General features: G+C 64.2%; 19 protein-coding genes and 1 pseudogene. 9 read left to right on the forward strand and 11 right to left on the reverse strand.

The genetic code is table 11. The features are described 5' to 3' along the window. Positions 1-36 precede the first annotated feature (36 nt). Entirely contained in the window at positions 37-2409 is a 2373-nt protein-coding gene (locus tag ACVMB1_RS09555) for a xanthine dehydrogenase family protein molybdopterin-binding subunit (protein WP_076826598.1), read from the reverse strand. Positions 2410-2626: 217 nt separating this feature from the next. Here ACVMB1_RS09555 and ACVMB1_RS09560 point away from each other — a divergent pair, with 217 nt between their 5' ends. The 3 genes from ACVMB1_RS09560 to ACVMB1_RS09570 all read left to right on the forward strand — a co-directional run bounded on the left by ACVMB1_RS09560 (position 2627) and on the right by ACVMB1_RS09570 (position 5608). Further along, positions 2627-3670 (forward strand): Ppx/GppA phosphatase family protein, encoded by a 1044-nt coding sequence (locus tag ACVMB1_RS09560; RefSeq protein ID WP_083714947.1) that lies wholly within the window; start codon positions 2627-2629, stop codon positions 3668-3670. A 166-nt stretch (positions 3671-3836) separates the two neighbouring features. After that, the gene (locus ACVMB1_RS09565) at positions 3837-4538 is read left to right on the forward strand and encodes an RlmE family RNA methyltransferase (RefSeq protein WP_076826602.1); all 702 of its coding nucleotides are present in this window, start codon (positions 3837-3839) and stop codon (positions 4536-4538) included. Between the two features lie 233 nt (positions 4539-4771). Continuing rightward, positions 4772-5608, forward strand: a complete 837-nt coding sequence (locus ACVMB1_RS09570; RefSeq protein ID WP_083714948.1) for a Crp/Fnr family transcriptional regulator — start codon at positions 4772-4774, stop codon at positions 5606-5608. Positions 5609-5974: 366 nt separating this feature from the next. Here ACVMB1_RS09570 and ACVMB1_RS09575 read toward each other — a convergent pair whose 3' ends face one another. Both ACVMB1_RS09575 and ACVMB1_RS09580 read right to left on the reverse strand, forming a co-directional pair. Beyond that, a complete protein-coding gene (locus ACVMB1_RS09575) occupies positions 5975-6466 on the reverse strand; it encodes a phasin (protein ID WP_253623945.1) in 492 nt (163 codons plus the stop codon). Positions 6467-7252: 786 nt separating this feature from the next. After that, positions 7253-8737 (reverse strand): annotated as a pseudogene (locus ACVMB1_RS09580) (DHA2 family efflux MFS transporter permease subunit); the annotation flags it as partial. Between the two features lie 139 nt (positions 8738-8876). Between ACVMB1_RS09580 and ACVMB1_RS09585 the strand changes: the two are divergent. Together ACVMB1_RS09585 and guaB are read left to right on the forward strand one after the other, a co-directional pair. Further along, entirely contained in the window at positions 8877-9128 is a 252-nt protein-coding gene (locus ACVMB1_RS09585; protein WP_076826608.1) for a hypothetical protein, read from the forward strand. Positions 9129-9311: 183 nt separating this feature from the next. Then, positions 9312-10802: an IMP dehydrogenase gene (gene guaB, locus ACVMB1_RS09590; RefSeq protein WP_028344677.1), complete on the forward strand. Its 1491-nt coding sequence runs from the start codon at positions 9312-9314 to the stop codon at positions 10800-10802. Between the two features lie 75 nt (positions 10803-10877). On the opposite strand, the gene ACVMB1_RS09595 is transcribed toward guaB, so the two are convergent. From ACVMB1_RS09595 to ACVMB1_RS09620, 6 genes are all read right to left on the reverse strand, one after another. Further along, the gene (locus ACVMB1_RS09595) at positions 10878-11720 is read right to left on the reverse strand and encodes an ABC transporter ATP-binding protein (RefSeq protein WP_057019776.1); all 843 of its coding nucleotides are present in this window, start codon (positions 11718-11720) and stop codon (positions 10878-10880) included. A gap of 74 nt (positions 11721-11794) precedes the next feature. After that, the gene (locus ACVMB1_RS09600; RefSeq protein WP_076826610.1) at positions 11795-13120 is read right to left on the reverse strand and encodes an ABC transporter substrate-binding protein; all 1326 of its coding nucleotides are present in this window, start codon (positions 13118-13120) and stop codon (positions 11795-11797) included. Between the two features lie 82 nt (positions 13121-13202). Continuing rightward, positions 13203-14330, reverse strand: coding sequence for a branched-chain amino acid ABC transporter permease (locus ACVMB1_RS09605; protein ID WP_141339946.1), 1128 nt, complete (start codon positions 14328-14330; stop codon positions 13203-13205). Between the two features lie 15 nt (positions 14331-14345). After that, positions 14346-15275, reverse strand: a complete 930-nt coding sequence (locus ACVMB1_RS09610; protein ID WP_080667122.1) for a branched-chain amino acid ABC transporter permease — start codon at positions 15273-15275, stop codon at positions 14346-14348. A gap of 9 nt (positions 15276-15284) precedes the next feature. Beyond that, a complete protein-coding gene (locus tag ACVMB1_RS09615; protein WP_050386723.1) occupies positions 15285-16070 on the reverse strand; it encodes an ABC transporter ATP-binding protein in 786 nt (261 codons plus the stop codon). Beyond that, positions 16067-18037 (reverse strand): AMP-binding protein, encoded by a 1971-nt coding sequence (locus ACVMB1_RS09620; RefSeq protein WP_076826613.1) that lies wholly within the window; start codon positions 18035-18037, stop codon positions 16067-16069. The genes ACVMB1_RS09615 and ACVMB1_RS09620 overlap by 4 nt, the downstream gene beginning before the upstream one ends. A 702-nt stretch (positions 18038-18739) precedes the next feature. On the opposite strand from ACVMB1_RS09620, the gene ACVMB1_RS09625 reads away from it, so the two are divergent. Together ACVMB1_RS09625 and ACVMB1_RS09630 are read left to right on the forward strand one after the other, a co-directional pair. Then, positions 18740-19762 carry an NADP-dependent oxidoreductase gene (locus ACVMB1_RS09625; protein WP_076826615.1) on the forward strand — a complete coding sequence of 341 codons (1023 nt, stop codon included), beginning with the start codon at positions 18740-18742 and terminating at the stop codon, positions 19760-19762. Positions 19763-19816: 54 nt separating this feature from the next. Then, positions 19817-20164: a hypothetical protein gene (locus ACVMB1_RS09630; RefSeq protein WP_307720386.1), complete on the forward strand. Its 348-nt coding sequence runs from the start codon at positions 19817-19819 to the stop codon at positions 20162-20164. A gap of 6 nt (positions 20165-20170) precedes the next feature. Here the strand turns inward: ACVMB1_RS09630 and ACVMB1_RS09635 are convergent, their stop codons facing one another. After that, a complete protein-coding gene (locus ACVMB1_RS09635) occupies positions 20171-21007 on the reverse strand; it encodes a metallophosphoesterase family protein (RefSeq protein ID WP_076826616.1) in 837 nt (278 codons plus the stop codon). Positions 21008-21398: 391 nt separating this feature from the next. On the opposite strand from ACVMB1_RS09635, the gene ACVMB1_RS09640 reads away from it, so the two are divergent. Beyond that, entirely contained in the window at positions 21399-21821 is a 423-nt protein-coding gene (locus tag ACVMB1_RS09640) for an MAPEG family protein (protein ID WP_076826618.1), read from the forward strand. A gap of 22 nt (positions 21822-21843) precedes the next feature. Next, a complete protein-coding gene (locus ACVMB1_RS09645; protein ID WP_076826620.1) occupies positions 21844-23142 on the forward strand; it encodes an RsmB/NOP family class I SAM-dependent RNA methyltransferase in 1299 nt (432 codons plus the stop codon). 132 nt (positions 23143-23274) lie between these two features. On the opposite strand, the gene ACVMB1_RS09650 is transcribed toward ACVMB1_RS09645, so the two are convergent. After that, the gene (locus ACVMB1_RS09650) at positions 23275-24549 is read right to left on the reverse strand and encodes an MFS transporter (protein WP_076826621.1); all 1275 of its coding nucleotides are present in this window, start codon (positions 24547-24549) and stop codon (positions 23275-23277) included. Positions 24550-24615: the final 66 nt, after the last annotated feature.

A 24615-nucleotide genomic window follows, 5' to 3' on the forward strand; every position in this document is an offset into this window, starting at 1 on the left:
TCCCCGCAAGAGCGGGGCGAGGGAGCAGGAGAGCCCTTATGCCGCGCTCGCCTTGGCGTCCTGGATCGCGCGCCAGACGCGTTCGGGCGTCAGCGGCATGTTGATGTGCTTGATGCCGTACTCCGACAGCGCGTCGACCACGGCGTTGACGATGCAGACGAGGCTGCCGGCGCAGCCGGCCTCGCCGCAGCCCTTGGTGCCGAGCGGGTTGGATTTCGCCGGCGAGGGATGATCGCCGACCAGCATCGACGGCACGTCGCCGGCGCGCGGCAGCGCGTAGTCCATGAACGAGCCGGTGATCGGCTGGCCTGATGCGTCGTAGCTGACTTCCTCCATCAGCGCCTGGCCGATGCCCTGCGCGACGCCGCCGTGCAGCTGGCCCGCGACGATCATCGGATTGACCACGACGCCGAAATCGTTGACCGCCGAGTAGCGCACGATCCGCGTCACGCCGGTGTCGGGATCGATCTCGACCTCGGCGACGTGGCAGCCGTTCGGGAACGTCGACGCCGTCTCCTTGGTGGCGTGATCGACGTCGAGCGTGTCCGGCGTGCCTTCCGGCATCTTGCCGGCGCGCATCCGCTCGGCGAGCTCCATGATGCCGATCGAGCGGTCGGTGCCGGCGATGGTGAAGCGGCCGGCGCCGAATTCGATGTCGGCCTCGGAGGCCTCCAGCATGTGCGCGGCCGCCTTCTTGCCCTTCTCGACGACGAGCGCCGAGGCCTCGACGATCGCTTGCCCCGTTGCGGTGATCGAGCGCGAGCCGCCGGTGCCGTTGCCGAAGCGCACCAGATCGCTGTCACCCTGTTCGAGGGTGATCTTCTCGAAGGGCACCCCGAGCTGGTCGGACAGTACCTGCGCGAACGGCGTGGCGTGGCCCTGGCCGTAATCCAGCGTGCCGGTGGTGAGCTTCACCGAGCCATCGGGCTCGAAGCTGATCTTGCCGAGCTCGCCGCTCGGCGGCGCGGTGACCTCGAGATAGGAGCCGACGGCGATGCCGCGCAGCTTGCCGCTCTTCTTGCTTTCCTTCTTGCGCTTGGCGAAGTTGTCGTAGTCGGAGATCTCCAGCGCCTTCTGGAACACGCCGGCGAAATCGCCGCTGTCGTAGGTGACGCCGGACGCCGCCGGGAACGGCAGCTGCGACGGCTTGATGAAGTTGCGCTTGCGCAGCGTGAAGCGGTTGATGCCCATCTCGTCGGCGGCCGCATCGATCAGCCGCTCCATGTAGTAATTGGCCTCGGGCCGGCCGGCGCCGCGATAGGCGCCCATCAGCGTGGTGTTGGTCAGGACCGTCTTGATGTCGACGCCGAGCAGCGGCGTGCGATAGACGCTGGCGAGGTTCTTGCCGGTGTTGAGCGACAGCGGGCCCGGCGCGACGCCGGTGATGTAGGCGCCGAGATTGCCGTAGCCGGACAGCCGCACCGCGAGGAACTTGCCGTCGGCATCGAGCGCGAGCTCGGCGTGGATCAGCTGCGCACGGCCCTGGCTGTCGGAGAGGAAGCTGGTCGAGCGCTCATCCAGCCACTTCACCGGGCGGCCGAGCTCACGCGCCGCATGCGCGATGCAGGTGTATTCGGGATAGTTGAGATTCTTCATCCCGAACGAGCCGCCGACATTGCCGGTGAGGATGCGGACCTTGTCGGCGGGCACGTTGAGCAGGCGCGCCAGGATCGCCTTGTTGCCGGAGACGCCCTGGGTCGGCACCTGCAGCGTAAAGCGTTCGGTTTTCTTGTCGTAATGCGCGAGGGCGACGCGCGGCTCCATCGAGACCACGGCGACGCGGGTGTTGACGATCTCGAGCTTGGTGACGTGCGCCGCGCCGGCGAACGCCGCCTCGATCTTGGCGGTGTCGCCATAGTGATAGTCGAGCGCGACGTTATCGGGGATGTCGTCGTAGAGCTGCGGCGCGCCGGGCCTGGCGGCTTCAGCTGCGTCGGTCACCGCGGGCAGCGGCTCGATATCGACCTCGACGGCCTCGGCGGCATCGCGCGCCTGCGCCGCGGTCTCCGCCACCACGAAGGCGACGGGATCGCCGACGAAGCGCACCTTGTCGGTCACCAGCGCGGGACGGTTGGTCTGCTTGAGCGGGGAGCCGTCACGGTTCTTCAGCGGCAGGCCGCAGGTGAAGGGGTTGTAGCCGGCGGCCGCAAGGTCGGCGCCGGTCCAGACCCCGAGCACGCCCGGCATCGCCTTGGCGGCCGCCGTCTCGATGCCCTTGATGATTCCATGGGCATGCGAGGAGCGAACCATCCAGCAATAGGCCTGGCCGGGCAGCGAGAAATCGTCGGTGTATTTGCCCTTGCCGCGCACCAGGGTGTCGTCCTCCTTTCGTCGAACAGGCTGTCCGACACCGTATTTTTGCAGTGCGATAGCGTTTTCGAGGGAGGCAGGCGGCGTGTGATCTTGCATCGAAAATGACCTGAAATGCCCGGATTTGCTGGAGTTTGGGGGCGCTGAGGAGATAACGCACACCCCCCTTAACGACAACGCCCGATTGGGCATGGACCCAATGTGAACGGAGTTTGCGTAGGGCTTTGACGCTGCTAAAGTTTCCGTGAACGATAATTATTCGGCGGGCCTAAAGGATCCTACGGATCCCCTGGGGTCCCGTGGAAAGACAGTTTTGATGAACGACCATGTGCGGCTTTGCGACGGCCCTCCGGCCAGCGAAGCCCCGCCAGGGTTGGTTGCGGCAGCGGCGGAAAGTGGCGTCTACGCCGCGCTTGACCTTGGCACCAACAATTGCCGGCTGTTGATCGCCTGTCCCACCGGCGACGGGTTCCGCGTGGTCGATTCATTCTCGCGGATCATCAGGCTCGGCGAGGGCATCGCCGCCACGGGCTCGATCAGCGAGGCCGCGATTGAGCGGGCGATTGCCGCACTGGCCATCTGCAGCGACAAGATTCGCTATCGCAAGGCGCGCCGGCTCCGCCTGATCGCCACCGAGGCCTGCCGCGCCGCCGGCAATGCCGAGAGCTTCCGCGCGCGGGTGGCGGCCGAGACCGGCATCAAGCTCGAGGTGATCGATCGTGAGACCGAGGCGACGCTCGCGGTGATCGGCTGCTCGCCGCTGCTCGATCCGAAGGGGCGGGGCGCCATCCTGTTCGATATCGGCGGCGGCTCGACCGAGCTGGTGCGGATCGAGCGCGACCCCAACGCGCCCGACGTAGCGCCACGCATCAAGGCGTGGATGTCGATCCCGCTCGGCGTCGTCACGCTGGCCGAACATTTCGGCGGCAAGAACGTCACCAGGGATCTGTATGCGCGAATGATCGATGAGGTCGCGCGGCACGTCGCGCCGTTCGCGGCCGAGCACGGCAAGGATCTGCGCGACATGCACATGCTCGGCACCTCAGGCACCGTGACCACGCTCGCCGGCGTGTTCCTCAATCTGTCGCGCTACGACCGCCGCCGCATCGACGGCATCTGGATGAACGATTGCGACGTCACCGCGACGATCCAGAAGCTGCTCGGCATGAGCTATGAGGCGCGCGTCAACAACAACTGCATCAGCGTCGAGCGCGCCGATCTGGTGCTCGCCGGCTGCGCGATCCTCGATGCGATCCGCAACGCGTTCCCGATGCCGCGGCTCCGCGTTGCCGATCGCGGCCTGCGCGAAGGCATGCTGGTCGAGATGATGCGCGAGGACGGCGCGCTGCGGGCGTGCTAAAGCTTCCCTTGCCTCGCCCCGCTTGCGGGGAGAGGCCGGATTGCATGTTAATGCAATCCGGGTGAGGGGAACTCTCCACGAGCGCATCTCTCATCTTCATTGCGGAAACATTCCCTCACCCAAACCCTCTCCCCGCAAGAGCGGGGCGAGGGAGTAGAGAAGCAGTATGGCGAAAGACACCACCGGGCGGCTGCACGTCACGGTCAAGAGCGGCGGCAAGCGCAAGCTTTCGTCAAAACTCTGGCTCGAGCGCCAGCTCAACGATCCCTATGTCGCCAAGGCCAAGGCGATGGGCTACCGCTCCCGCGCAGCTTTCAAGCTGCTCGAGATCGACGACAAATACCGTCTGCTCAAGCCGGGCATGACCGTGGTCGACCTCGGCGCGGCGCCCGGCGGCTGGAGCCAGATTGCGGCCAAGCGGACCGGTGCTGTCGACGGCAAGGGCAAGGTGGTCGCGATCGATCTGCTGGAGATGGGCGAGATTCCCGGCGTCACCTTCGCGCAGCTCGACTTCCTCGACCACGACGCGCCGGAAAAACTGATCGCGATGATGGGCGGCCGCGCTGACATTGTGATGTCCGACATGGCCGCCAACACCACCGGCCATCGCAAGACCGATCAGCTCCGCATCATCGGCCTGGTCGAGACCGCCGCGCATTTCGCCGGCGAAGTGCTCAATCCCGGCGGCACGTTCCTGGCAAAGGTGTTCCAGAGCGGCGCCGACGCCGAGCTGGTGGCGCAGCTGAAGCGCGATTTCGCCACCGTCCGCCACGTCAAGCCGTCCGCCAGCCGGCAGGATTCGTCGGAGCGCTATGTGCTGGCGACGGGATTTCGCGGGCAGCAACAGCCGTCATCGCGCGGGACGTAGCGACGACGCGTTCGCCGAAGCCTCCGCGAAGGCAATCCAGATCCCTCATAGGGCCCGGCCGGAGCGCTGCCCGGTACGCGAGCGCGTCGCGAGCTGACCTGAATCCATTGGAACTCTTCCCGTTACGGCGTATTCTATCTTCCCGGCGCGGTCAGTTCGTTGCGTATTTCGGCCTGGCGCCACGGCAGGTTTGTGCAGCGAGCCGCGCCTCCGTCTTGCGGAGCTCTTCCGTGATGGAACGCAGGTCGAGCATAGGTAATCGCCTTCTGGCGGCCTTGCCGCCCGCCGACCTTGATTTGCTTGCGCCTCATCTCCGCAAGATATCGCTCGAACGCGACGCCGTGCTGGTGCGGTCGGGCGACCTCGTCGAACAGATCTATTTTCCCTGCACGGCATTGATCGCGTTCGTTATGGACATGCCGAACGGACAGGCCGTTGCGACGACAATGATCGGCAATGAGGGCGCCGCCGGCATCCTGTCGACACTCAGGTCGATACGCTCGCCGATGACCGCGGTGGTTCGCGTCGCGGGCACGACGTGGCAGATTTCGCCGGCACGATTTCACGCCGCGCTCGCGCACAGTCACGCACTTGGCAGCGCGGTGCAGCTCCATATGCGGTCGCTGCTGGTTCAGTTCCAGCATATCGCGGCGTGCAATGCGCTCCATTCCGTGGAGGCCCGCCTGGCCCGGTGGTTGTTGCAGGTTCACGATCAGATCGGCGACGACACGCTGCCGCTGACGCAGGAGACGCTGTCGGAATTGCTGGGCGTGCGACGAACGACCGTGACCCACGTCGTGCACAAGCTTCGCGCCTCGGGCGCAATCCGCTCCAACCGGCGGAGCTCGATCGAGGTCGACAGGCCGCGGCTCGAAACCGCGGCCTGTGAATGCTACGAGATCATGCGCGGCAGGATCGACCGCATCATATCTGCGGAAGGGATGAGGTCGTCCGGTCACGGCGCGCCGCCACATGGACCTCGGCGTTCGCACGCCGGACCGTGGACCAATGGCGACAAGGTTCATGCACATACGCGCGGCGCGGGTGCTGAGCGATCACGAAGCCATTGAATAAGGATTGAATAAGGATTGAATAAGGATTACGCAAGCGCGGATGTCAGGACGCCTTGCGCAATTCGTGCTCGGGTTCGTGCACCCACGCGTCCCTGGCGAACCATTCGTGATTGGTCCGACAGCTCGTGCAATAGCTGCGCGAAAAGAACACGGTGCTGCACCGGAACGTCTCACGGTCGGATTTCATGCCGGTATTGATCGCACGTCCCGTCCGCGGGCATTTGATCATGATGACGCCCACCTTGGTCCTCCTCCAATGTCAGGAATTGCTGGTCCCGCGCACCGTCGGCTGGACCGTGCCTCTTCTGACGGAGACGCTTGGTCCAGCCGGCCTGGGAGCGGGGGGGGGGGGGGGGCGGCTCCTCAGGAAGGTGTTTTCAAGGCCTTGGCAAAGCTCTTCTTGATCGGCTCGGAGGTCTCGGTCGCGACTTTCTTCGCGATCTCCCAGAGCTCCCTGTTCTGCGCGGTCGTCGCTTCGAAATTTTTGCGGCCGTGATCGGCCGAAAGCTGGATGACTTCCGACAGCGACCTGGTGCCGGCGAGTTCGGATATGAAAGCGAGGGCCGAACTGGCGTTGGAATGCGAGATCTCGATCACCTTGGCTGCGTAATCCGCAGCGCCCTTGGCGTTGACCGCATATGCCTCCTTGAGCAAGACGGAGATTTCCTCCGAGGCTTCCTTGACCTTCTCGAACTGTTCCCGGGCGCGTGTCGCATTTTGTTCGGCGATGCCCTGAAAGGCCTGGGGCAGCGCGAACAGGGGCACGCTGAAGCCGCCGGCTTTCGGATTGTCGCTCACTTCATTCGTCTGGACGTCACTCACTGGCTCTGATCCTTTCAAGGGAAACAAAATCAAGGAAAATCCGCGCCTCGCGGTGCACGGACGCTGGGGAAGCGCAGCTGGAGTGCTCCCTTCCATTTGGTTTTTTTGCTGATGCCGGGTCACCGCGTGCCCGCTTGAGCAGGACTATGCAGGATCGGAGGTGCAGCTTCCGTTCGCTTTCTGACTCTCGCGGAGATTTTTTTCCGGAACGAAGCGGCCGTCGTATCGTGGCATCGTGGGGAGTTAAGCCACCGATCGCGGCGGTGGCGCAGCCGGCGCAGCTGGACATTCCGACCGCTTGCCTTAGGAGGGTGGGTAGTCGGGTGTCATCCCGATCTGAAGGCGCGCAGCACGACATTTAGGCGCGACTGCTTGGAACCTCGGTGCGTAGCTGGAGTCGACTCTTTTGCTCCCGGCCAATGCCCCCCAAGCCCACCGGGAGAAAACCCCCACGGGTTGGCGGCCTTGGTGCAGCGTCAGTTTCGCGCACTGGGGCCGTTTCTTGCAGGACTGGAAAATCGGGCGACGCAAGCGCATATTTCCCAGATGGCGACCATTGTTCACTGCAATTGCGGCGCCGAGTACAGACGCACCGAAGAGAAGTTCTTGGTGCCGCATACGGGTGATGCGATCTGCACGGTCTGCGGAGCTGCGCTGGAATCGTGGCTGGAAGCGACCCACGTTCCCACATACGAACTAATCGAACGTCCGGATCGAGGATAGCCAGGCGGAATGACCGGCCACCCCTGATGGGCCTGGTCGTGACCTGACGGCGACTCGCGGTGTCCGTGCCTCGGAAACGGCTAGTTCGATCGACCAGCCGAGCCGCTGATCGCGCGCGTTCTGGGTGTCCTCGGTCGCGACCTTGACGGCTTCGGTCGCGGCGCGCTTCTCGGCGCCCTTGCGGCTCGAGATGTCGATCGCCTTGCGGCCGGCGATCTCGTTGCCGGCCTCAGCCGGCATCTGCCAGAAGAACCAGGCCGAGGCCGCCGAGATCAACGAGACCACGATGAAGGCCGGCGCGAACACGTCGGCGGAGAGCTCGGTCTGGTGGTGCAGCGCCAGCGTGGTTTCAACCGAGAACGCGCCGACCGCGACGCCCGCGGACACTGCGAGCTGCTGATTGACGCTGACGAGGGTGGTGGCCCGGCTCATCTGCGGCGCTTCGACCTCGGCATAGGCCACCGTGTTGATCGCGGTGAACTGCAGCGAGCGGAAGAAGCCGCCGACCACCAGGATGGTGAAGATCAGCATCAGCGGCGTCGAGATCGTGAACAGGGCGCAGGCGGCCAGGAAAGCCGAACTGACCACCGCGTTGACGGTCATCATGTTGCGGAAACCGAAGGCGCGGATGATGCGCGCCGCCAGCGTCTTCATGCCCATGGCGCCGACCGCCGAGGCAAAGGTGACGAGACCGGACTGGAACGGCGACAGGCCGAAGCCGACCTGCATCAACAGCGGCAGCAGGAACGGCAGCGCGCCGATGCCGAGCCGGAACATGAAGCCGCCGACGATCGACGCGCGCATGGTCGGCAGCCGCAGCAAGCCGAAATCGAGCACCGGCGAACCGGTCCGCCGTGCGTGGATGACGTAAAGCGTCATCGAGACCGTGCCGACACCGACCAGCGCGGCGACGATCGGCCACGGCAGCAGATTGAGCCCGGCCACCGACAGCCCGAAGGCGATGCCGGCGAGGCCGATCCCGGCCAGCACCAGTCCCACGAGATCGAAGCGCTCGGGATCCTCGCTCTTGATCGGATCGATGTATTTCAGCGCCAGAAAGATGCCGAGCAGCCCGATCGGGATGTTGATCAGGAAGATCCAGTGCCAGGAGAAATAGGTGGTGATGAAGCCGCCGAGCGGCGGCCCGATCACCGGGCCGATCAGCGCCGGGACCGTCACCCAGGCCATCGCGTTGACCAGCGCACTCTTGTCGACCGAGCGCAGCAGCACCAGCCTACCGACCGGGGTCATCATCGCCCCGCCGAGGCCCTGCAGGATGCGGGCGAACACGAAATCGGTCACCGAGGACGACAGTGCGCAGCCGATCGAGCCCAGCATGAACACGCCGACGGCGCCGGCAAACACGATGCGGGCGCCGAAGCGGTCCGCGGTCCAGCCGCTCGCCGGGATGAACACCGCGAGCGACAGCAGGTAGGAGGTGATGGCCAATTTCAGCGTCAGCGGGCTGGTGCCGATATCGGCGGCGATCGCCGGCAGCGAGGTCGCGATCACCGTGGAGTCCATGTTCTCCATGAACAGGGCGGTGGCCACGATGAGCGGGATCAGGCGTTGCTTGTTCATCAAAACAGGACAGCTGTGCTGAAAAGGCGGGCGAGCGGGCCATATCATCCTGCCCTCGGCCACGCTATTGCGGAACCGGCCAAACGCCCTAAATCCTGCGTGACGCTGGTATGCATCCGCCCGTGTCCAAAGGTTCGCCGTGATCTACGTCCTTGCCGCTCTCCTGCCGCCGATCGGACTGCTCCTGAACGGACAGCCGTTTTCGGCCATCTTTAATCTGGTCCTGATCGTGTTTTGCGCGGTTTTCGGGCTGTTTTTCCACGTGTTGCTGCTGGTGCCGTCGGCCCATGCCCTGATCGCGGTCCACATGAAGCGCGAGGACCGGCGCCATCGCGAAATGGTCGAGGCGATCCGCCGCCATGGGCCGCCGCCGGGTTACCGGGCGCCCTGAACCGGCTCCCTAAAAAGGCCTGTGCATGGCTGGCAAACACTTTGATTCGTCATGCCGCCATGCTATCGACCAGCGTCAACCCCACCGATGGGCGCCGATTCGACGGTGACGCAGCGAGCGTCGCCGCAGGCGGCGTTCATCCGTAAGACCATCGCGGCTGGGCCGCAGATAAAGGAGTTGGCAATGGCCACGGGATTTCCGGCTATCCGCGAAGCCTTCACGTTCGACGATGTGCTGCTGAAGCCCGGTTTGTCCGACGTGCTTCCCTCGGAAGTCGATATTCGCTCGCGCGTCACCCGCGCAATCTCGCTCAACATTCCGATCATGGCGTCCGCGATGGACACCGTCACCGAGGCGCGCATGGCGATCGCGATGGCGCAGGCCGGCGGTCTCGGCGTCATCCACCGCAACTTCGATCCGGAAGGGCAGGCCGCGCAGGTGCGGCAGGTCAAGAAGTTTGAGTCCGGCATGGTGGTCAATCCGCTGACCATCGGCCCCGACGCCACGCTGGCCGATGCGCTGACCCTGATGAAGGAGAACGGCATCTCGGGCATTCCGGTCGTCACCGGTGCCGCCAAGAACGTGCCGGGCAAGCTGGTCGGCATCCTGACCAACCGCGACGTGCGTTTCGCCAGCGATCCCCGGCAGAAGGTCTCGGAGCTGATGACGCACGAGAACCTCGTCACGGTGCGCGAGGGCGTCGGCCAGGACGAGGCGAAGCGGATGCTGCACAAGCATCGCATCGAGAAGCTGCTCGTCGTCGACGACCAGTATCGCTGCGTCGGCCTGATCACCGTCAAGGACATCGAGAAGGCGGTCGCCCATCCGCTCGCCTGCAAGGACGAGCACGGCCGCCTGCGCGTCGCCGCCGCCACCACGGTCGGCGAGACCGGCTATGAACGCACCGAGCGGCTGATCGATGCCGGCGTCGACGTCGTCGTGGTCGACACCGCGCACGGCCATTCGCGCCACGTGCTCAATGCCGTCAACCGCATCAAGCGGCTCTCCAACGCGGTGCAGGTGGTGGCCGGCAACGTCGCGACCGAGGGCGGCGCGCAGGCGCTGATCGATGCCGGCGCGGACTGCATCAAGGTCGGCATCGGCCCGGGCTCGATCTGCACCACACGCATCGTCGCCGGCGTCGGCGTGCCGCAGCTTACCGCGATCATGGACGCGGTGGCCGCGGCGAAGAAGGCCGACGTGCCCGTGATCGCCGACGGCGGCATCAAATATTCCGGCGACCTCGCCAAGGCGCTCGCCGCCGGTGCCGACATCGCCATGGTCGGCTCGCTGCTCGCCGGCACCGACGAGACGCCGGGCGAAGTCTTCCTGTGGCAGGGCCGCTCCTACAAGGCCTATCGCGGCATGGGCTCGGTCGGCGCGATGGCGCGCGGCTCGGCCGACCGCTACTTCCAGCAGGACATCAAGGACACGCTGAAGCTCGTCCCCGAAGGCATCGAGGGCCAGGTGCCCTACAAGGGCCCGGTCGGCAATGTGATGCACCAGCTCGCCGGCGGCCTCAGAGCGGCGATGGGCTATGTCGGCGCCAAGGACATCAAGGATTTCCACGACAAGGCCGAATTCGTCCGCATCACCGGCGCCGGCCTGCGCGAGAGCCACGTCCACGACGTGACCATCACGCGCGAAGCCCCGAACTATCCGGGCGGGGTGTAAGCCCCAGCACCGTCATTCCGGGGGGGTCCGAAGGGCCGAACCCGGAGTCCCGGGAGCCCGGGATGCCGTCATCCGCTAGGCGAGCCAGCGCTTGCGTCGCTTGTAGTGCTTCACATCGCGGTATGATTTTCGCTTCTCTCCGGCGACGCCAAGATAGAACTCCTTGACGTCCTCGTTCGCGGCAAGGGCGTGCGCTTCGCCGTCCATCACCACGCGGCCGTTTTCGAGGATGTAGCCGTGGCTTGCATATCTGAGCGCCATATTGGTGTTCTGCTCGGCGAGAAGAAACGACACACCTTCCCTGGCGTTGAGATCCTTCACGATCTCGAAGATCTCTTCGACGATCTGCGGCGCGAGGCCCATCGATGGTTCGTCGAGCAGGATCATCTTCGGGCGTGACATCAGCGCGCGGCCAATCACGCACATCTGCTGTTCGCCGCCCGACGTATAGCCGGCGGTGGAACTGCGTCGCTCTTTGAGGCGGGGGAAATAAGCGTAGACACGTTCAAGGTCCTGCGCGATCGCGAGCTTGCCGTCCGTCCGTGTAAAGGCGCCGGTCAGGATGTTCTCCTCGACCGTCAGATGAGGGAAGGCGCGCCGCCCCTCCATCACCTGGATGCAGCCGCGTCGCACCACCTCGTTTGGCGACAGGGACTTCACCTCGACGCCGTTGAACAGGATCGAGCCCTTGGTGACCTCGCCGCGCTCTGCGTGCAGCAGATTGGAGACCGCCTTCAGCGTCGTCGTCTTGCCGGCGCCGTTGGCGCCGAGAAGCGCAACAATGCCGCCTCGCGGGACCTCCAGCGAGACGCCCTTCAACACGAGAATGACGTGATCGTAGACAACCTCGATATTGTTGACCGATAAAATCAGCGCTGCCGCTTCCGTCGCAGCGGTGACGACCTTGGCGATTGACATGCGCGGACCTCCAAACCGAGCAGGGGCTGCGATCCGGGAGCAGGCAATCCTGCCTCCCGGATCACTCGCACGGGTCAGGTTTCTTTCGCGCAGTCGCGCGGCTTGATCTTCTTCTCCGCGGCATACTTCGCGGACACGTCGGCGACGAGCGGTTCGATGAGCGATTCGTCAGCCGTGTACCAGTCGGAGATCACTTTCCAACCCTTGCCATCCCATTGCTGGACGCGCCCGTAGCGCGCGCCTTCGTGGTCGGAGCAGGAAATGCTGACCGGCTTCAACATTCCCTCAAAGCCGAGCTCCTTGATTCGTGCTTCGGTGAGTATCAGGTTCTCAAGCCCCCAACGGACCTGCTCGCCCGTCAGCGGTTGCTTGCCGAATTTTTCTTGCGCCTTGCGGATCGCCTCTACGCCGAGCATGGCATTCGTGATGCCGCGGTTGTAGAGAACTTCGCCGATCTTGCCAGGTTCTGTCGAACCCTTTCCCTTGGCGTAGACGTACTTCTCTATGTCGGCGTGCGCGGGGAATTTTCCTGCGCCATGCTGAAGCATCAACGATTTGTAGCCGCTGGCCTGATCGCCCGCCGGCGTCACATCCGGCTCCGCGCCTGACCACCAAACACCGATCATCTTGTCGCGCGGATAGGCGACGGCGGCCGCTTCCTTGATTGCCGTGCTGTTCATGACGCCCCAGCCCCAGACCAGGACATAGTCCGGCCGGTGCTGGCGGATCGCCAGCCATTGCGACTTCTGCTCGACGCCGGGATGCGTGACGGGAATCGGCGTGAACTCAAAGCCGTACTTCTGCGCCAGCACTTGCAGCATCGGAATTGGCTCTTTGCCGTAGGGGCTGTCATGGTACAGCAGCGAAATCTTCCTGCCTTTCAGCTTGTCGAAGCCGCCGAGTTCCTTGGCGACGTGCTGGATCGCGATGTCGGCCGCGGACCAATACGTGCCGAGCAATGGAAAATTATATGCGAACACCGCGCCGTTCTTGGAATCGGCACGGCCATACCCCATCGTAATGATCGGGATCTTGTCAGCCGCGGTCTTTTCGGTGAGTGCGAAGGTGATCCCGGTCGACAGCGGATTGATGAAGGCCGCGCCGGTTGGTCCTTTGCTCTTGAGACGCTCGTAGCACTCCACTCCCTTGTCGGTCGCGTAACCCGTCTCGCATTCCTCGATCAGAATCCTGACGCCGTTGATGCCGCCGTCACGTTCATTGATCAGGTTGTAGTAGTCTACCACGCCGTTTGCGTAGGGCGCGCCGTTCACAGCGTACGGTCCGGTCCGGTAAGACAGAATTGGGATGAATTGTTCGTTTTGCGCTGCGGCCGGTGCGCCAAGCGCCGCGCCGGCCAAGGCGGTCGCGAGTATCAGTAACCTGTGTGCAATACTTGCCATATTGATATCCTCCTTGCGGTACTTCCTTCCTCTCCGTTGTCGGCGGCCGTCACCCGATTGCGATCAAGGCACGATCACTGCCTCAATAGGGAAACGGCCAAAGCCTGAGCTTCTCCTTGCCGATCGAGATCAGCCGGGCGAAGCCATGGGGTTCCTTGATGAGCAGATAGCAGATCAAGGATCCGAAGATGATGAACTGGAGGTGAGTGATCGTTTGCGTCGACAGTGGCAGGCCGAGCTTGGTCGGAATCACATTCAGCATGATCGGCACGATGAGGATAAACGCTGCTCCGATGAACGAACCCATGATCGAGCCGAGCCCGCCGATGATGACCATGAACAGAAGCTCAAGCGAGCGGTCGATCGAGAACGCGAGCGGCTCCCATGAACCGAGGTAGACGAACGCCCAGAGCGCACCCGCCACCCCGATGATGAACGAAGAGACCGCGAAAGCCGTCAGTTTTGCATAAAGCGGCCTGATGCCGATCAGCTCGGCGGCAATATCCATGTCGCGGATCGCCATCCACTGCCTGCCGAGATTGCCGCGCACGAGATTTTTCGCCAACACCGCCATCACGGTCACGAAGAGCAGGCACAGCAGGTAGCGCTCGACCGGCGAGCGAACGACCATGCCGAAGAAATCCAGTTCCGGCGCATTCACTGATCCCGACGGGGCGTAGTTGGTGAACCACGGGATCCGCAGGAAGGCCCAATCGAAGAAGAACTGCGCGGCGAGCGTTGCGACCGCCAGGTAGAGACCCTTGATCCGGAGACTGGGAATGCCGAACAGGATTCCGGCACCCGCCGCCATGAACCCGCCAAGCAGAATGGATGCCAGCACGGGCAACGGTGGGATCGCGATCGCGAAGCCAAGCCAGGCAAGCGGGATATGAACGCCGGTCGCCAGCTTGTAGGCGGAATAGGCGCCGATGGCCATGAACGCGCCGCTGCCGAGCGAAATCTGGCCGCAATAGCCGACGAGAATGTTCGTCCCGATGGCGGCGAGCGCCAGGATGAGGAAGGGCAGCAGGATGGCCCACAACAGATAGTCGGTGCCGAACGGCCAGATCCGGAAGGTGGCCAACAGCGGCACGCCAATGAAAGCAATCGCGAGCAAGACGGCGAGGGCGATACGATCCTGCCGGATCGGGAAGATCGCCATATCCTCCGCATAGGTCGCCTTGAACTGGCCAGCTTCGCGATAGAGCACAACGACCTCCCTGCCTCAGACACGTTCGATGATGCGTTCGCCGAACAGGCCCTGCGGCCGCAAGAGCAGCACCGCCAACGCCAGCACGTAGGCAAACCAATATTCGATGCCGCCGCCGATGGATGGACCGAGATATACCTCTGCGAGCTTCTCGCCGGCCCCGACAATGAGCCCGCCGACGATGGCCCCGGGAATGGAGGTGAGGCCGCCGATGATCAGGACCGGCAAAGCCTTCAGCGCGAGAAACGTGATGGAGAACTGCACGCCAAGCTTGGTTCCCCACACGGTCGCCGCGACGAGCGCAACGAGGCCGGCAACGAGCCAGACCACGAACCAAATCCAGCTGATTGGAATCCCGATCGAGTGCGCGGCCAAATGGTCGTCGGCCACGGCTCTGAGCGCGCGACCGGTCTTGGTGCGCTGAAAGAAGACCGCGAGGCCGGCGACCAGGACGCCCGCGATCAATGCGCCCCAGACGTCCAGCTTGTTGACCAGAATCCCGCCCGGGAACAGGCCTTCGAACAAGAACCAGGCGTCGGTCGGGAACAGCCGCAACGGGTAGACATCCGATCCGAAGATCATCTCCGCGGCGCCCTCGATAACGAATGTCACGCCGATCGTCGACATGAACAGCGTCAAGCCATCCTGATTGACGAGAGGTCCGATCACGAACCGCTCGATGAGCCAGGCGGTTGCTGCCATGATCACGGCGGCAAAGCCGATAGCGAGGATGACCGCGACCCAAAGCGGAAGGCCGTTGGCGACCAGGAGGTCGAGGGCGCGAACCAGCGCCAATCCCGCGAGCAACACCATTGCTCCCTGCGCATAGTTGAATACGCCGGATGCCTTGAAGATCAGCACGAAGCCGAGCGCGACCAGCGAATAGAGCACGCCGGACATCAATCCGCCGATCAGGACCTCGAGAAACTGACCCAGTGCGATCATGGACGCACCTCAATGCGCGACGCCAAGATATGCGTCGATGACGGCTTGGCTTCTCTTCACTTCATCAGGCGTGCCGTCGGCGATCTTCACGCCGTGATCAAGCACCGCTACGCGATCTGACAGATCCATGACCACGGCCATGTCGTGCTCGATCAGGGCAATGGTCGTGCCGTAATGGTTGTTCACATCAATGATGAACCGCGACATGTCCTCCTTCTCCTCGAGGTTCATGCCTGCCATCGGCTCGTCCAGGAGCAGAAGGTCGGGCTCCATCGCCAGGGCGCGACCGAGTTCGACACGCTTCTGCAAGCCGTATGGCAGACGCCCGACGGGTACCTTGCGGATTGTCTCGATCTCGAGAAAGTCGATGATCTCCTCGACCTTGCGCCGATGCTCGATCTCCTCTGCGAGGGCAGGGCCATAACGCAGCAGCTGCCACAACAGCCCCCGGCGCACCTTCAAGGTGCGGCCTGCCATGATGTTGTCGAGCGCGCTCATGCCCTTGAACAGGGCGACATTCTGAAAGGTGCGCGCGATGCCGCCGCGCGCCGCCTCGAACGGCTGCATTTTGGACCGGGTGCTTCCCTTGAAGGTGATGGCGCCATGGTTGGGGTGATAGAACCCGTTGACGACGTTCAGCATTGAGGTTTTGCCGGCGCCATTGGGGCCGATGATGGCGCGAATTTCGCCTTTCTTGACGTTGAACGAGACGTCCCGCAGCGCCTTGACGCCGCCGAAGGCCAGTGCCACGCCCTCGACCTGCAGCAGGATTTCGTTGGCGTTTGGCGCTCTCATGCTGCTCTTCCGAGCGATTCTGCCGGACCGATGATTTGCATGTCGCGAATCTCGACTCGTGCAGCGATCGTGCCCTTCCGGCCATCCTCAAACGTGACTTCCGTGGAAATGTCGGCGTCATGCGCTCCGTTGTAGAGTGCCGTGACCAACGACGCATAGCGTTCGGCAATGAAGCGGCGGCGCACTTTCTGCGTGCGGGTCAGCTCGCCGTCATCCGCGTCGAGCTCCTTGTGCAGAATGAGGAAGCGGCGAATCTGGGCGCCCGCAAGCACCGGTTCCCCGGCCAGGGAGCGGTTCACCGCGGCAACGTCTTTGGCGACCATGTCGTAGACCAGCGGATGCCCGGCAAGCTCCTGATAGGACCCGTAGGCGACGTTGTTGCGTTCCGCCCAATTCGCGACCGCGACCGGGTCGATGTTGAGCATGGCGCATACGAACTCTCTGGAGTCACCGAAGGTGATCGCTTCCTTGATATTGGGATAGAACTTCAGCTTGTTCTCAAGGTACTTGGGAGCAAACATCGTGCCGTCAGCCAATCGACCGACGTCCTTCGCACGATCGATGATCTTCAGATGCCCGGTTTTCTCGTCGAAAAAGCCCGCATCGCCGGTCCTGACATATCCGTCGGACGTCATCGCTTCCGCGGTCTTTGCCTGATCCTTGAAATATCCGAGGAACATGCCGGGCGAGCGAAACTGCACTTCGCCCGAGTCCGCGATGCGGATGTCGACGTTGGGCGCCGGCGGACCAACCGTATCCGGATAGATCTCGCCATCGGGCTGACACGTTACATAGAGGAACGCCTCGGTCTGGCCGTAGAGCTGTTTCAGGTTCAGTCCGATCGCGCGGTAGAACGCGAACAGATCCGGACCGATAGCTTCGCCTCCAGTGTATGCGACGCGCACCTGAGACAGGCCAAGAACGTTCTTGAGAGGTTCGTAGACCAGCCAGCGTCCGAGCGCATAGAGCAATCGGCCTGACAGCGGCACCGGACGTCCCGTCAAGACTTGCTCGCCATACCGCCGCGCGACGTCCAGAAAGTAGCTGAACAATCGCCGCTTGATCGGCGCCGCGTCCTCCATCCGGACCATCAGCCGCGTCAGCATGGCCTCGTAACCGCGTGGCGGGGCCAGGTAGAAGGTTGGTCCTATCTCATGCCGATCCTGCTCGATTGTGTTGCTGCTCTCGGGGCACGCCATGCAGAATCCGGCCACCAGGCCTTGCGCATAGCTGACGTAATGATCGCCCGCCCAAGCCAGCGGCAGATAGGCCAGCACCACGTCCTTGTCGGTCAACTTGTCGAACCGCGTGGTGTCGGTTGCAGCATCGATGCAGCCTCGCGCCGACAGCATGACGCCCTTGGGCGCGCCGGTCGTTCCCGAGGTGTAGAGGATGATCGCGATGTCCGAACCGTTGCCGGCCCGAATGGATTCATCGATCCGTTCGCCAAGCGCCGGGTCGGCTGCAAGCGCGGCGCGGCCGTCATTGATGATATCGCCGATTGCGATCAGTCGACCGTGGTCGTAGCCGTCGATTCCGCGCGGTTCGTCGTAGATAATCCTGTTGAGTTGCGGCAGTCGGTCGGACACCGACAGGACCTTGTCGACCTGCTCCTGGTCCTGCGCTGCGACCAGCGTCACCTCGGCGTGAGCGAGAACAAAAGCAAGCTCATCAGCCACTGCATCGGAGTAGACTGGAACGGGGATTGCGCGCAGCGTCTGCGCTGCCATCATGGTCCAGTAAAGCTTGGGCCGATTGGAGCCGACGACCGCGATTGTCTCGCCTGGCCGCAAGCCAAGGCGATGCAAGCCGGCGGCGTAGCTACGTATGATCTCGGCAACCTCAGCCCAGGTCCAGCTCTGCCAGATGCCGAGATCCTTATGCCGGAACGCTGGCCGCGTGCCAAATTGTGCCGTGTTTCGCAGCAGCAATTTGGGAAACGTATCATACGATCCGTCGCCGGCCATGTCGGTCTCGATCCAAAAACCGAAGCGTTGGTTCGCTCCTGTTATGGTGATGCCTGCCCCATTTTTGGGTAACAGACATGCGAGTGCCGCATGGTCCGAGATTACAGCGAATCGAAAGTCCGACAAGTGCCAGATTGATAGGTCGCGTTTTTGCCGCGGGCGCGCGCGGCAGAGATAGGTCTACCGGCTGCCAATTCGCCGAAGGTGAATCCGGCCGCCACCAAACGGACATTGCGGCGCGAAGACGCTGATCGGCTCTCAAGAGGTAACCCCAATGCTTCGGAGAGCCTCACGTCCATCGGACGGTCCCGCGAAGCTGACCGGAGTCCTGCGCCACTCAGGTTTCGAGGGCGACCGGAAACCGGTTGCCGATCAGCTGCGCGGCCGCCCTCGTTGCGACAATGGAGGGCCGCCTGACCGCCTGGCTCCGCCCTGCCGGATCGCGAGGTCGGGTCAGGCGACTTGACTACGGCTGCTTCGTCTGCCGGTGGCGCGCCGTGACAAACTGCCGCCACCAGGGGGCCCTGCGAACCGCGCGACGTGACGGTATCGCGTTGGCGCCAATGTGCCTGGCATGATGGCTGTCATTTCAAACAACATTTCAAACAACGCAACGCGAAGACAGCAAATCCATTTCCCTTGCGGGGAGGTGGATTGCATGACTACGTGTGCGCCACGAACCAATCATCCCAAGAGGAAATCATGTCCCAAGGAAAGCGCATCGTTCTGGCTTCGCGCCCGCACGGCGAGCCCACGTCGGCCAATTTCAGGCTCGAGGACTACACGCCGCCGGCACCGGGTGCGGGCGAGGTGCTGCTCCGCACCATCTGGCTGTCGCTCGATCCCTATATGCGCGGCCGCATGGCCGACGGTCCGTCCTATGCCGCACCGGTGCCGGTCGGAGGCGTGATGGAAGGCGGCACGGTGAGCGAGGTGATCGCCTCCAACAATCCCGGCTTTGCCAAGGGCGATATCGTACTATCGCGCGCGGGCTGGCAGACGCATGTGCTGTCCGACGGCAAGGGCCTTGCCAAGATCGATCCGAAGATCGCGCCGATCTCGACCGCGGTCGGTGTACTCGGGATGCCCGGCATGACCGCCTACACCGGCCTGCTCGAGATCGGCAAGCCGCAGGCGGGCGAGACGGTGGTGGTCGCGGCGGCGTCCGGCGCGGTCGGCTCGGCGGTCGGCCAGATCGCCAAGATCAAGGGCGCGCGGGCGATCGGCATCGCCGGTGGCAAGGACAAGTGCGCCTACGTCAAGAACGAGCTTGGCTTCGACGAGTGTCTCGACCACCGCGATCCCAATCTCGCGGCCAAGCTGAAGGAAGCCTGCCCGAAGGGCATCGACGTCTATTTCGAGAATGTCGGCGGTGCGGTGTTTGACGCGGTGTTTCCGCTGCTCAACGCGTTCGCGCGCATCCCGGTCTGCGGCCTGATCGCGCATTACAACGACACCGAAGCGCATGCCCCGAAATGGGCCGGCGCGATGATGCGCAACATCCTGACCAAGCGGCTGACCTTCCGCGGCTTCATCGTCAGCGACTTCGCCGCCATGCATGGCGACTTCCTCCGCGACATGTCGCAGTGGGTGCGCGAGGGCAAGGTCAAGTACAAGGAGTTCGTGACCGAGGGCCTGGACAGCGCGCCGGAGGCCTTCATGGGCCTGCTCAAGGGCGCCAATTTCGGCAAGCAACTGGTCCGGGTCGGGCCGGACAAGGCCTAAGTTACAGGCTCCGGAAGCTCCCATTCCGCGCAACAAAGTATCAAAAGCGCGACAATGGCGGGGATTTGGGGGCCTTTTGGCCCCCATTTGCTTGACGGAGACCCGCAGCAGTTGATTCAATATGGCTATATTTCAGGTGTAGCCATGATTTTTGAAGCTATTGTTTTCGGGGTCATTCTCCTCGCCGTCGGCTATTGGGCGACGATGTTCGTCATGGGCCGCCGCGACGACGTCTTGCATGGAAAATTCGTCGAGGAGCAGCCGGACACGACGCCGGTCCGCTTCATGCCGCACGTAGCTTGCGTACGGCCCGCGCAGGCGGCACCACAGCCCGACAAGGACACGCTGCAGGCGCTGCTCACCGTGATCAAGCAGGACCTGCACGACGCGGCGCGGAGCTGACGCGGCTCAGGCCGGCTCCTTGCCGAGCAGCATGTCCAGGTCGACATCGACCTGGCCCTTCGCCCTGAGGTGGCGGACCTCGAAACTGTCGGGCTGGAAGCGGTATTCGACGAGACCGGTTTCCTTGATGCCGATCACCTCCTGCCGCGCGTCGGAGATGACGAAGCCGGCCGAGGGCGCCCAGATGTGTCTCACATGCTCGAACGTATAGTCGCGACGCTGGTGCACATGGCCGCTGCCGACCAGACGCCAATCGACCTTGCCGAGCATCTCGATCAGGCGGCGGCGCGCCGGCTGCGGCACGAAGCGGATCGCGGTCTCGGCGTGCTCGGCATCGTAGGGCAGGTCGAGATAGATCGGCTTGTGCAGGAACAGCGCGACCGGCCTGCCGACCGCCTTGTCGAGCGCGCCTGCGAGCCAGTCGAACTGCTCGGCCTCGCTGTCGAGGCCGGTGTTCATGATCAGCGAATTCAGCCCGATGAAGCACCAGCCGGCAGCGTCGAAATGCCAGCGGTCCTCGCCGAGCACCGAGGTGAAGGCGCCGCGCGTCTCCTCGGTCGGCAATTGTGAAGGCGTGGGGCCGACCGCGGTCGGATTGTCGCCGATGTCGTGATTGCCCGGCAGATAGAGGCAATCGACCGGCAGCGCGTTGTGCAGCTCCTTGGCGAATGCGAGGTCGTCGCGGCTGGTCGGCCCGTCGAACGAGACGTCGCCGGAGTTGAGCACGAGATCGGGACGCGTCGCGTCGATGTGCTCGCTGACGCGATGAAAGTTGTCGATCAGCGGCTTGAAGCGGCGCGCGAGATGGGTGTCGGAGATCTGTGTCAGGCGAAATTGGGGCATGCATCGCTCCTTTCGGCCGGAGCATAGGTCGGCGCGAAGTCGGAACGATGACGATTTTGCCGTCTTGTTCGATGCCTCGTTTGAAGCCCTGTTTGATGTGTTGTTTGGTTTTGCGCCTTGGGCGGTCGCTCGATCGCCAGTTGCCGCACCGACGCCGGCGAGTCCTGCCGTCACCATGCCGGGCACGCCGCTGCCCGGGCCGCGCTGTCGAGGATCAGGGTGATGATGCTGATCGGGCCAACCGTGAGGGGCTGAAACCGCCATTGGTCCTGGGAGTTGGTCACCCGGGCTCGGATTACGGTTCAACGGGTTACCGCGCACGCTTCATTGTGTTGGGGGCGAGTCGCGGCTAAGAGGGCGGCCGGGCGCCCGCGGCTGAGGGAGATTTTTGATGTCGGTTCAAATGGTTCTGTTACCGGTCTTCATCCAGATCGGGATCACCTTCGCGCTGTTGTTCGCCATGGCGACGACGCGTACGAGGGCTCTGACGAGCGGCGAGACCAAGATCGCCGACATCGCGCTGCGCGAGCCGAACTGGCCGGCCCAGGCCACCAAGTTCGGCAACTGCTTCGCCAACCAGTTCGAGCTGCCGATCCTGTTCTATGTCCTGATCGCTATTGCGCTGCCGCTGCGCCGTGCCGATCTGTTCATCGTGCTGATGTCCTGGGTGTTCGTGGTGACACGATTTGCCCATGCCGGCGTGTTCGTCACCTCCAACGACGTGCGGCCGCGCTCGCTCGCCTGGTTCGCCGGCGCGCTGGTGCTGGCGGCCATGTGGCTGTATTTCGCGCTCAGACTGCTGCTGCTGATCTGATGCGCCCAACCGAAAGAGACCAATGACCCCCGCTGCCCGGCTTTCCGCCGCGATCGAGCTGATCGCCACCATCGACGCACAGCGCATTCCCGCGGCGAAAGCGCTGAAGGAATGGGGCACCGCGCACCGTTATGCCGGCTCCGGCGATCGCGCCGCGATCTCCGGCCTGATCTGGGACGTGCTGCGCCGGCAATCCTCCGCGGCCTATTTGATGGACGACGCCAGCGCCCGGTCGCGCGTGCTCGGCATGCTGAAGCTCGAACGCGGCATGGACATCGCCACGATCCAGGCGCTGTGCGACGGCGGCCGGTTCGCGCCGGATCCGCTGACCGCGACCGAGGAGGCCGCATTGGCCTCGCGCTCGCTCGAGGATGCGCCGGCGCATGTCGCGGGCGATTATCCGGACTGGCTCGACCCGCATCTGGCAAGGGTGTTCGGCGACGACCGCGCCGCGGAAGCGACCGCGATGGCGAGCCGCGCGCCGCTCGATCTGCGCGTCAACACGCTGCGCGGCAAGCGCGAGAAGGTGCTGTCGCGGCTGTCGCATCTCGGCGCCAGGGAAACGCCGTGGTCGCCGCTCGGCCTGCGCATCGAGCTCGGCGCCGACGCGCGCAATCCGGGCATCCATGCCGAGGAGGATTTCATCAAGGGCGCCATCGAGATCCAGGACGAGGGCTCACAGCTCGCCGCGCTGTTCTCGGCGGCCAAGCCCGGCGAGCAGGTGATCGACCTCTGCGCCGGCGCCGGTGGCAAGACGCTGGCGGTGGCGGCGATGATGCAGGGCAAGGGCCGGCTGATGGCGACCGACAGCGACAAGCGCCAGCTTGCGCCGATCCATGAGCGGCTGTCGCGCGCCGGCGTGCACAATTGCGATGTGCGCACGCCGCGCGGCGAGGAGGAGGTGCTGTCCGACATCAAGGCGTCCGCCGACCTCGTGCTGATCGACGCGCCCTGCACCGGCACCGGGACCTGGCGCCGCAATCCCGACGCCAAATGGCGCATGCGCCCCGGCGCGCTCGAGGTGCGGCTGAAGGATCAGGCCGAGGTCCTGGAGCGCGCCGCGCCGCTGGTGAAGGGCGGCGGCCGGATCGCCTACATCACCTGCTCGGTGCTCTCGGAGGAGAACGGCGAGCAGGTCAGGGCCTTCATCGCGCGGCATCCGGAGTTCTCCGTGCAGCCGCCGGAGCAGACCGCAGCGGTGCTGTGGGACAAGGCCGAAGCCTTTGCCGAGGCTGCGCTGCAGTCAGCGGAAGGCCTGCTGATGACGCCACGCCGCACCGGCACGGATGGGTTCTTCGTCTCGGTGCTGAGGAAGGCGTAACGCTTCCCCCGCCGTCGAGGAGCTCGCGACAAAATTGCAGAGCAATTTTGCGCTGAAGCGACGAAGCAATCCATTTCTCCGCTTGCGGCACGATGGATTGCTTCGCTTCGCTCGCAACGACGGGCGTGTCCACTACGCTTCGGAGCACGCACCAATCGGCACCGGCGTCCGGCTCACCACGATGACCCAGTACAGCAGCGCGCAGGCGCTGATCGCGGCACCCAGCACGCAGACGCCGGACCAGCCGGCGGCGGCATAGGCCATTGTCGAGCTGATCGCGCCAAAACCCGTTCCGATCGAGTAGAACACCATGTAGCCGCCGACCAGCCGGCTCGCCGCGTCGGGGCGCGCGGCGACGATCAGGCTCTGGTTGGTGACATGGATCGCCTGCACCGCGAAGTCGATCATCAGGACGCCGGCCACGACCAGCCATAGCGAGGTGTTGAGGCAGGCGATCGGCACCCAGCCGGCGAGCATCAGCAGCAGCGACAAGCCGGTGGTGCGCTGCCCCCAGCCGCGGTCGGCGAACTGACCGGAATTGCGTGCCGCCAGCGCGCCGGCGAGGCCTGCGATCCCGAGCATCCCGATCGTGGTATGCGACAACGAGAGCGGGGGTGCCGCGAGCAGCAGCACGACCGAGCTCCAGAACACGCTGAAGCTCGCGAAGATCAAGAGCGCGAACACCGCGCGTTCGCGCAAGACCTGCTCCTCGACGAACAGCGCGAGCGTCGAGCGCAACAGCTTGGCGTAGGACGATCCGGCCATCGGCTGCGGCGCATGCCGCGGCAGCGCGCGTGCCAACAGCGCCGCCAGCACCAGCGTCAGTGCGGCCGAGGTGAGGTAGACCACGCGCCAGCCGCCGAGATCGGCCAGCGCGCCGGCGGCAAACCGTGCGAGCAGAATGCCCGAAACCACGCCGCTGGTGACGGTGCCGATGGTGCGGCCGCGGTCGGCCGGCGCGGCCAGCGTCGCGGCGTAGGCGACCAGCACCTGGATCACGACGGCGAGCAGCCCGACCAGCACCATGCCGGCCAGCAGCACCGCGGCGTTCGGCGCGGTGCCGACGATGGTGAGCGCGATCGCCGACAGCACGGTCTGGCCGACGATCAGCCTGCGGCGGTCCCAGAGATCGCCGAGCGGCACGATCAGCATCAAGCCGAAGGCATAGCCGATCTGGGTCAGCGTCACGACGCCGCCGATCACCGCCGGCGTGATGGAGAGATCCTGCGCCATGGTGTCCAGCAGCGGCTGCGCGAAATAGATGTTGGCGACGCTCAGCCCGCAGGCGACGGCGAACAGCAGCACGACGGCGGGCGACAGAGCGCGAGCCATGGTGTCGCCGGGCTTGTCGTTTGTCTTGTGATGGTCCTCGGCCGGCCGGGCCTCAGCCATGGTCTGGTTCGTCATCTTGCCTCCGCTGCAATTCGCAAGCTGGTCTCATAATGATACCAGTTGCGCCGGGCGCTGTCTAGT

The organism is Bradyrhizobium sp. USDA 4504 (genome assembly GCF_054063995.1).

Excerpts from the sequence above, each read along its gene's own strand:
- ACVMB1_RS09570 (WP_083714948.1), top strand. The coding sequence starts at position 4,772 with ATGGAACGCAGGTCGAGCATAGGTAATCGCCTTCTGGCGGCCTTGCCG.
- ACVMB1_RS09620 (WP_076826613.1), bottom strand. The coding sequence starts at position 18,037 with ATGGCCGGCGACGGATCGTATGATACGTTTCCCAAATTGCTGCTGCGA.
- ACVMB1_RS09645 (WP_076826620.1), top strand. The coding sequence starts at position 21,844 with ATGACCCCCGCTGCCCGGCTTTCCGCCGCGATCGAGCTGATCGCCACC.
- ACVMB1_RS09615 (WP_050386723.1), bottom strand. The coding sequence starts at position 16,070 with ATGAGAGCGCCAAACGCCAACGAAATCCTGCTGCAGGTCGAGGGCGTG.
- ACVMB1_RS09650 (WP_076826621.1), bottom strand. The coding sequence starts at position 24,549 with ATGACGAACCAGACCATGGCTGAGGCCCGGCCGGCCGAGGACCATCAC.
- ACVMB1_RS09595 (WP_057019776.1), bottom strand. The coding sequence starts at position 11,720 with ATGTCAATCGCCAAGGTCGTCACCGCTGCGACGGAAGCGGCAGCGCTG.
- ACVMB1_RS09635 (WP_076826616.1), bottom strand. The coding sequence starts at position 21,007 with ATGCCCCAATTTCGCCTGACACAGATCTCCGACACCCATCTCGCGCGC.
- ACVMB1_RS09555 (WP_076826598.1), bottom strand. The coding sequence starts at position 2,409 with ATGCAAGATCACACGCCGCCTGCCTCCCTCGAAAACGCTATCGCACTG.
- ACVMB1_RS09610 (WP_080667122.1), bottom strand. The coding sequence starts at position 15,275 with ATGATCGCACTGGGTCAGTTTCTCGAGGTCCTGATCGGCGGATTGATG.
- guaB (WP_028344677.1), top strand. The coding sequence starts at position 9,312 with ATGGCCACGGGATTTCCGGCTATCCGCGAAGCCTTCACGTTCGACGAT.
- ACVMB1_RS09630 (WP_307720386.1), top strand. The coding sequence starts at position 19,817 with ATGGCGGGGATTTGGGGGCCTTTTGGCCCCCATTTGCTTGACGGAGAC.
- ACVMB1_RS09565 (WP_076826602.1), top strand. The coding sequence starts at position 3,837 with ATGGCGAAAGACACCACCGGGCGGCTGCACGTCACGGTCAAGAGCGGC.
- ACVMB1_RS09600 (WP_076826610.1), bottom strand. The coding sequence starts at position 13,120 with ATGGCAAGTATTGCACACAGGTTACTGATACTCGCGACCGCCTTGGCC.
- ACVMB1_RS09625 (WP_076826615.1), top strand. The coding sequence starts at position 18,740 with ATGTCCCAAGGAAAGCGCATCGTTCTGGCTTCGCGCCCGCACGGCGAG.
- ACVMB1_RS09560 (WP_083714947.1), top strand. The coding sequence starts at position 2,627 with ATGAACGACCATGTGCGGCTTTGCGACGGCCCTCCGGCCAGCGAAGCC.
- ACVMB1_RS09640 (WP_076826618.1), top strand. The coding sequence starts at position 21,399 with ATGTCGGTTCAAATGGTTCTGTTACCGGTCTTCATCCAGATCGGGATC.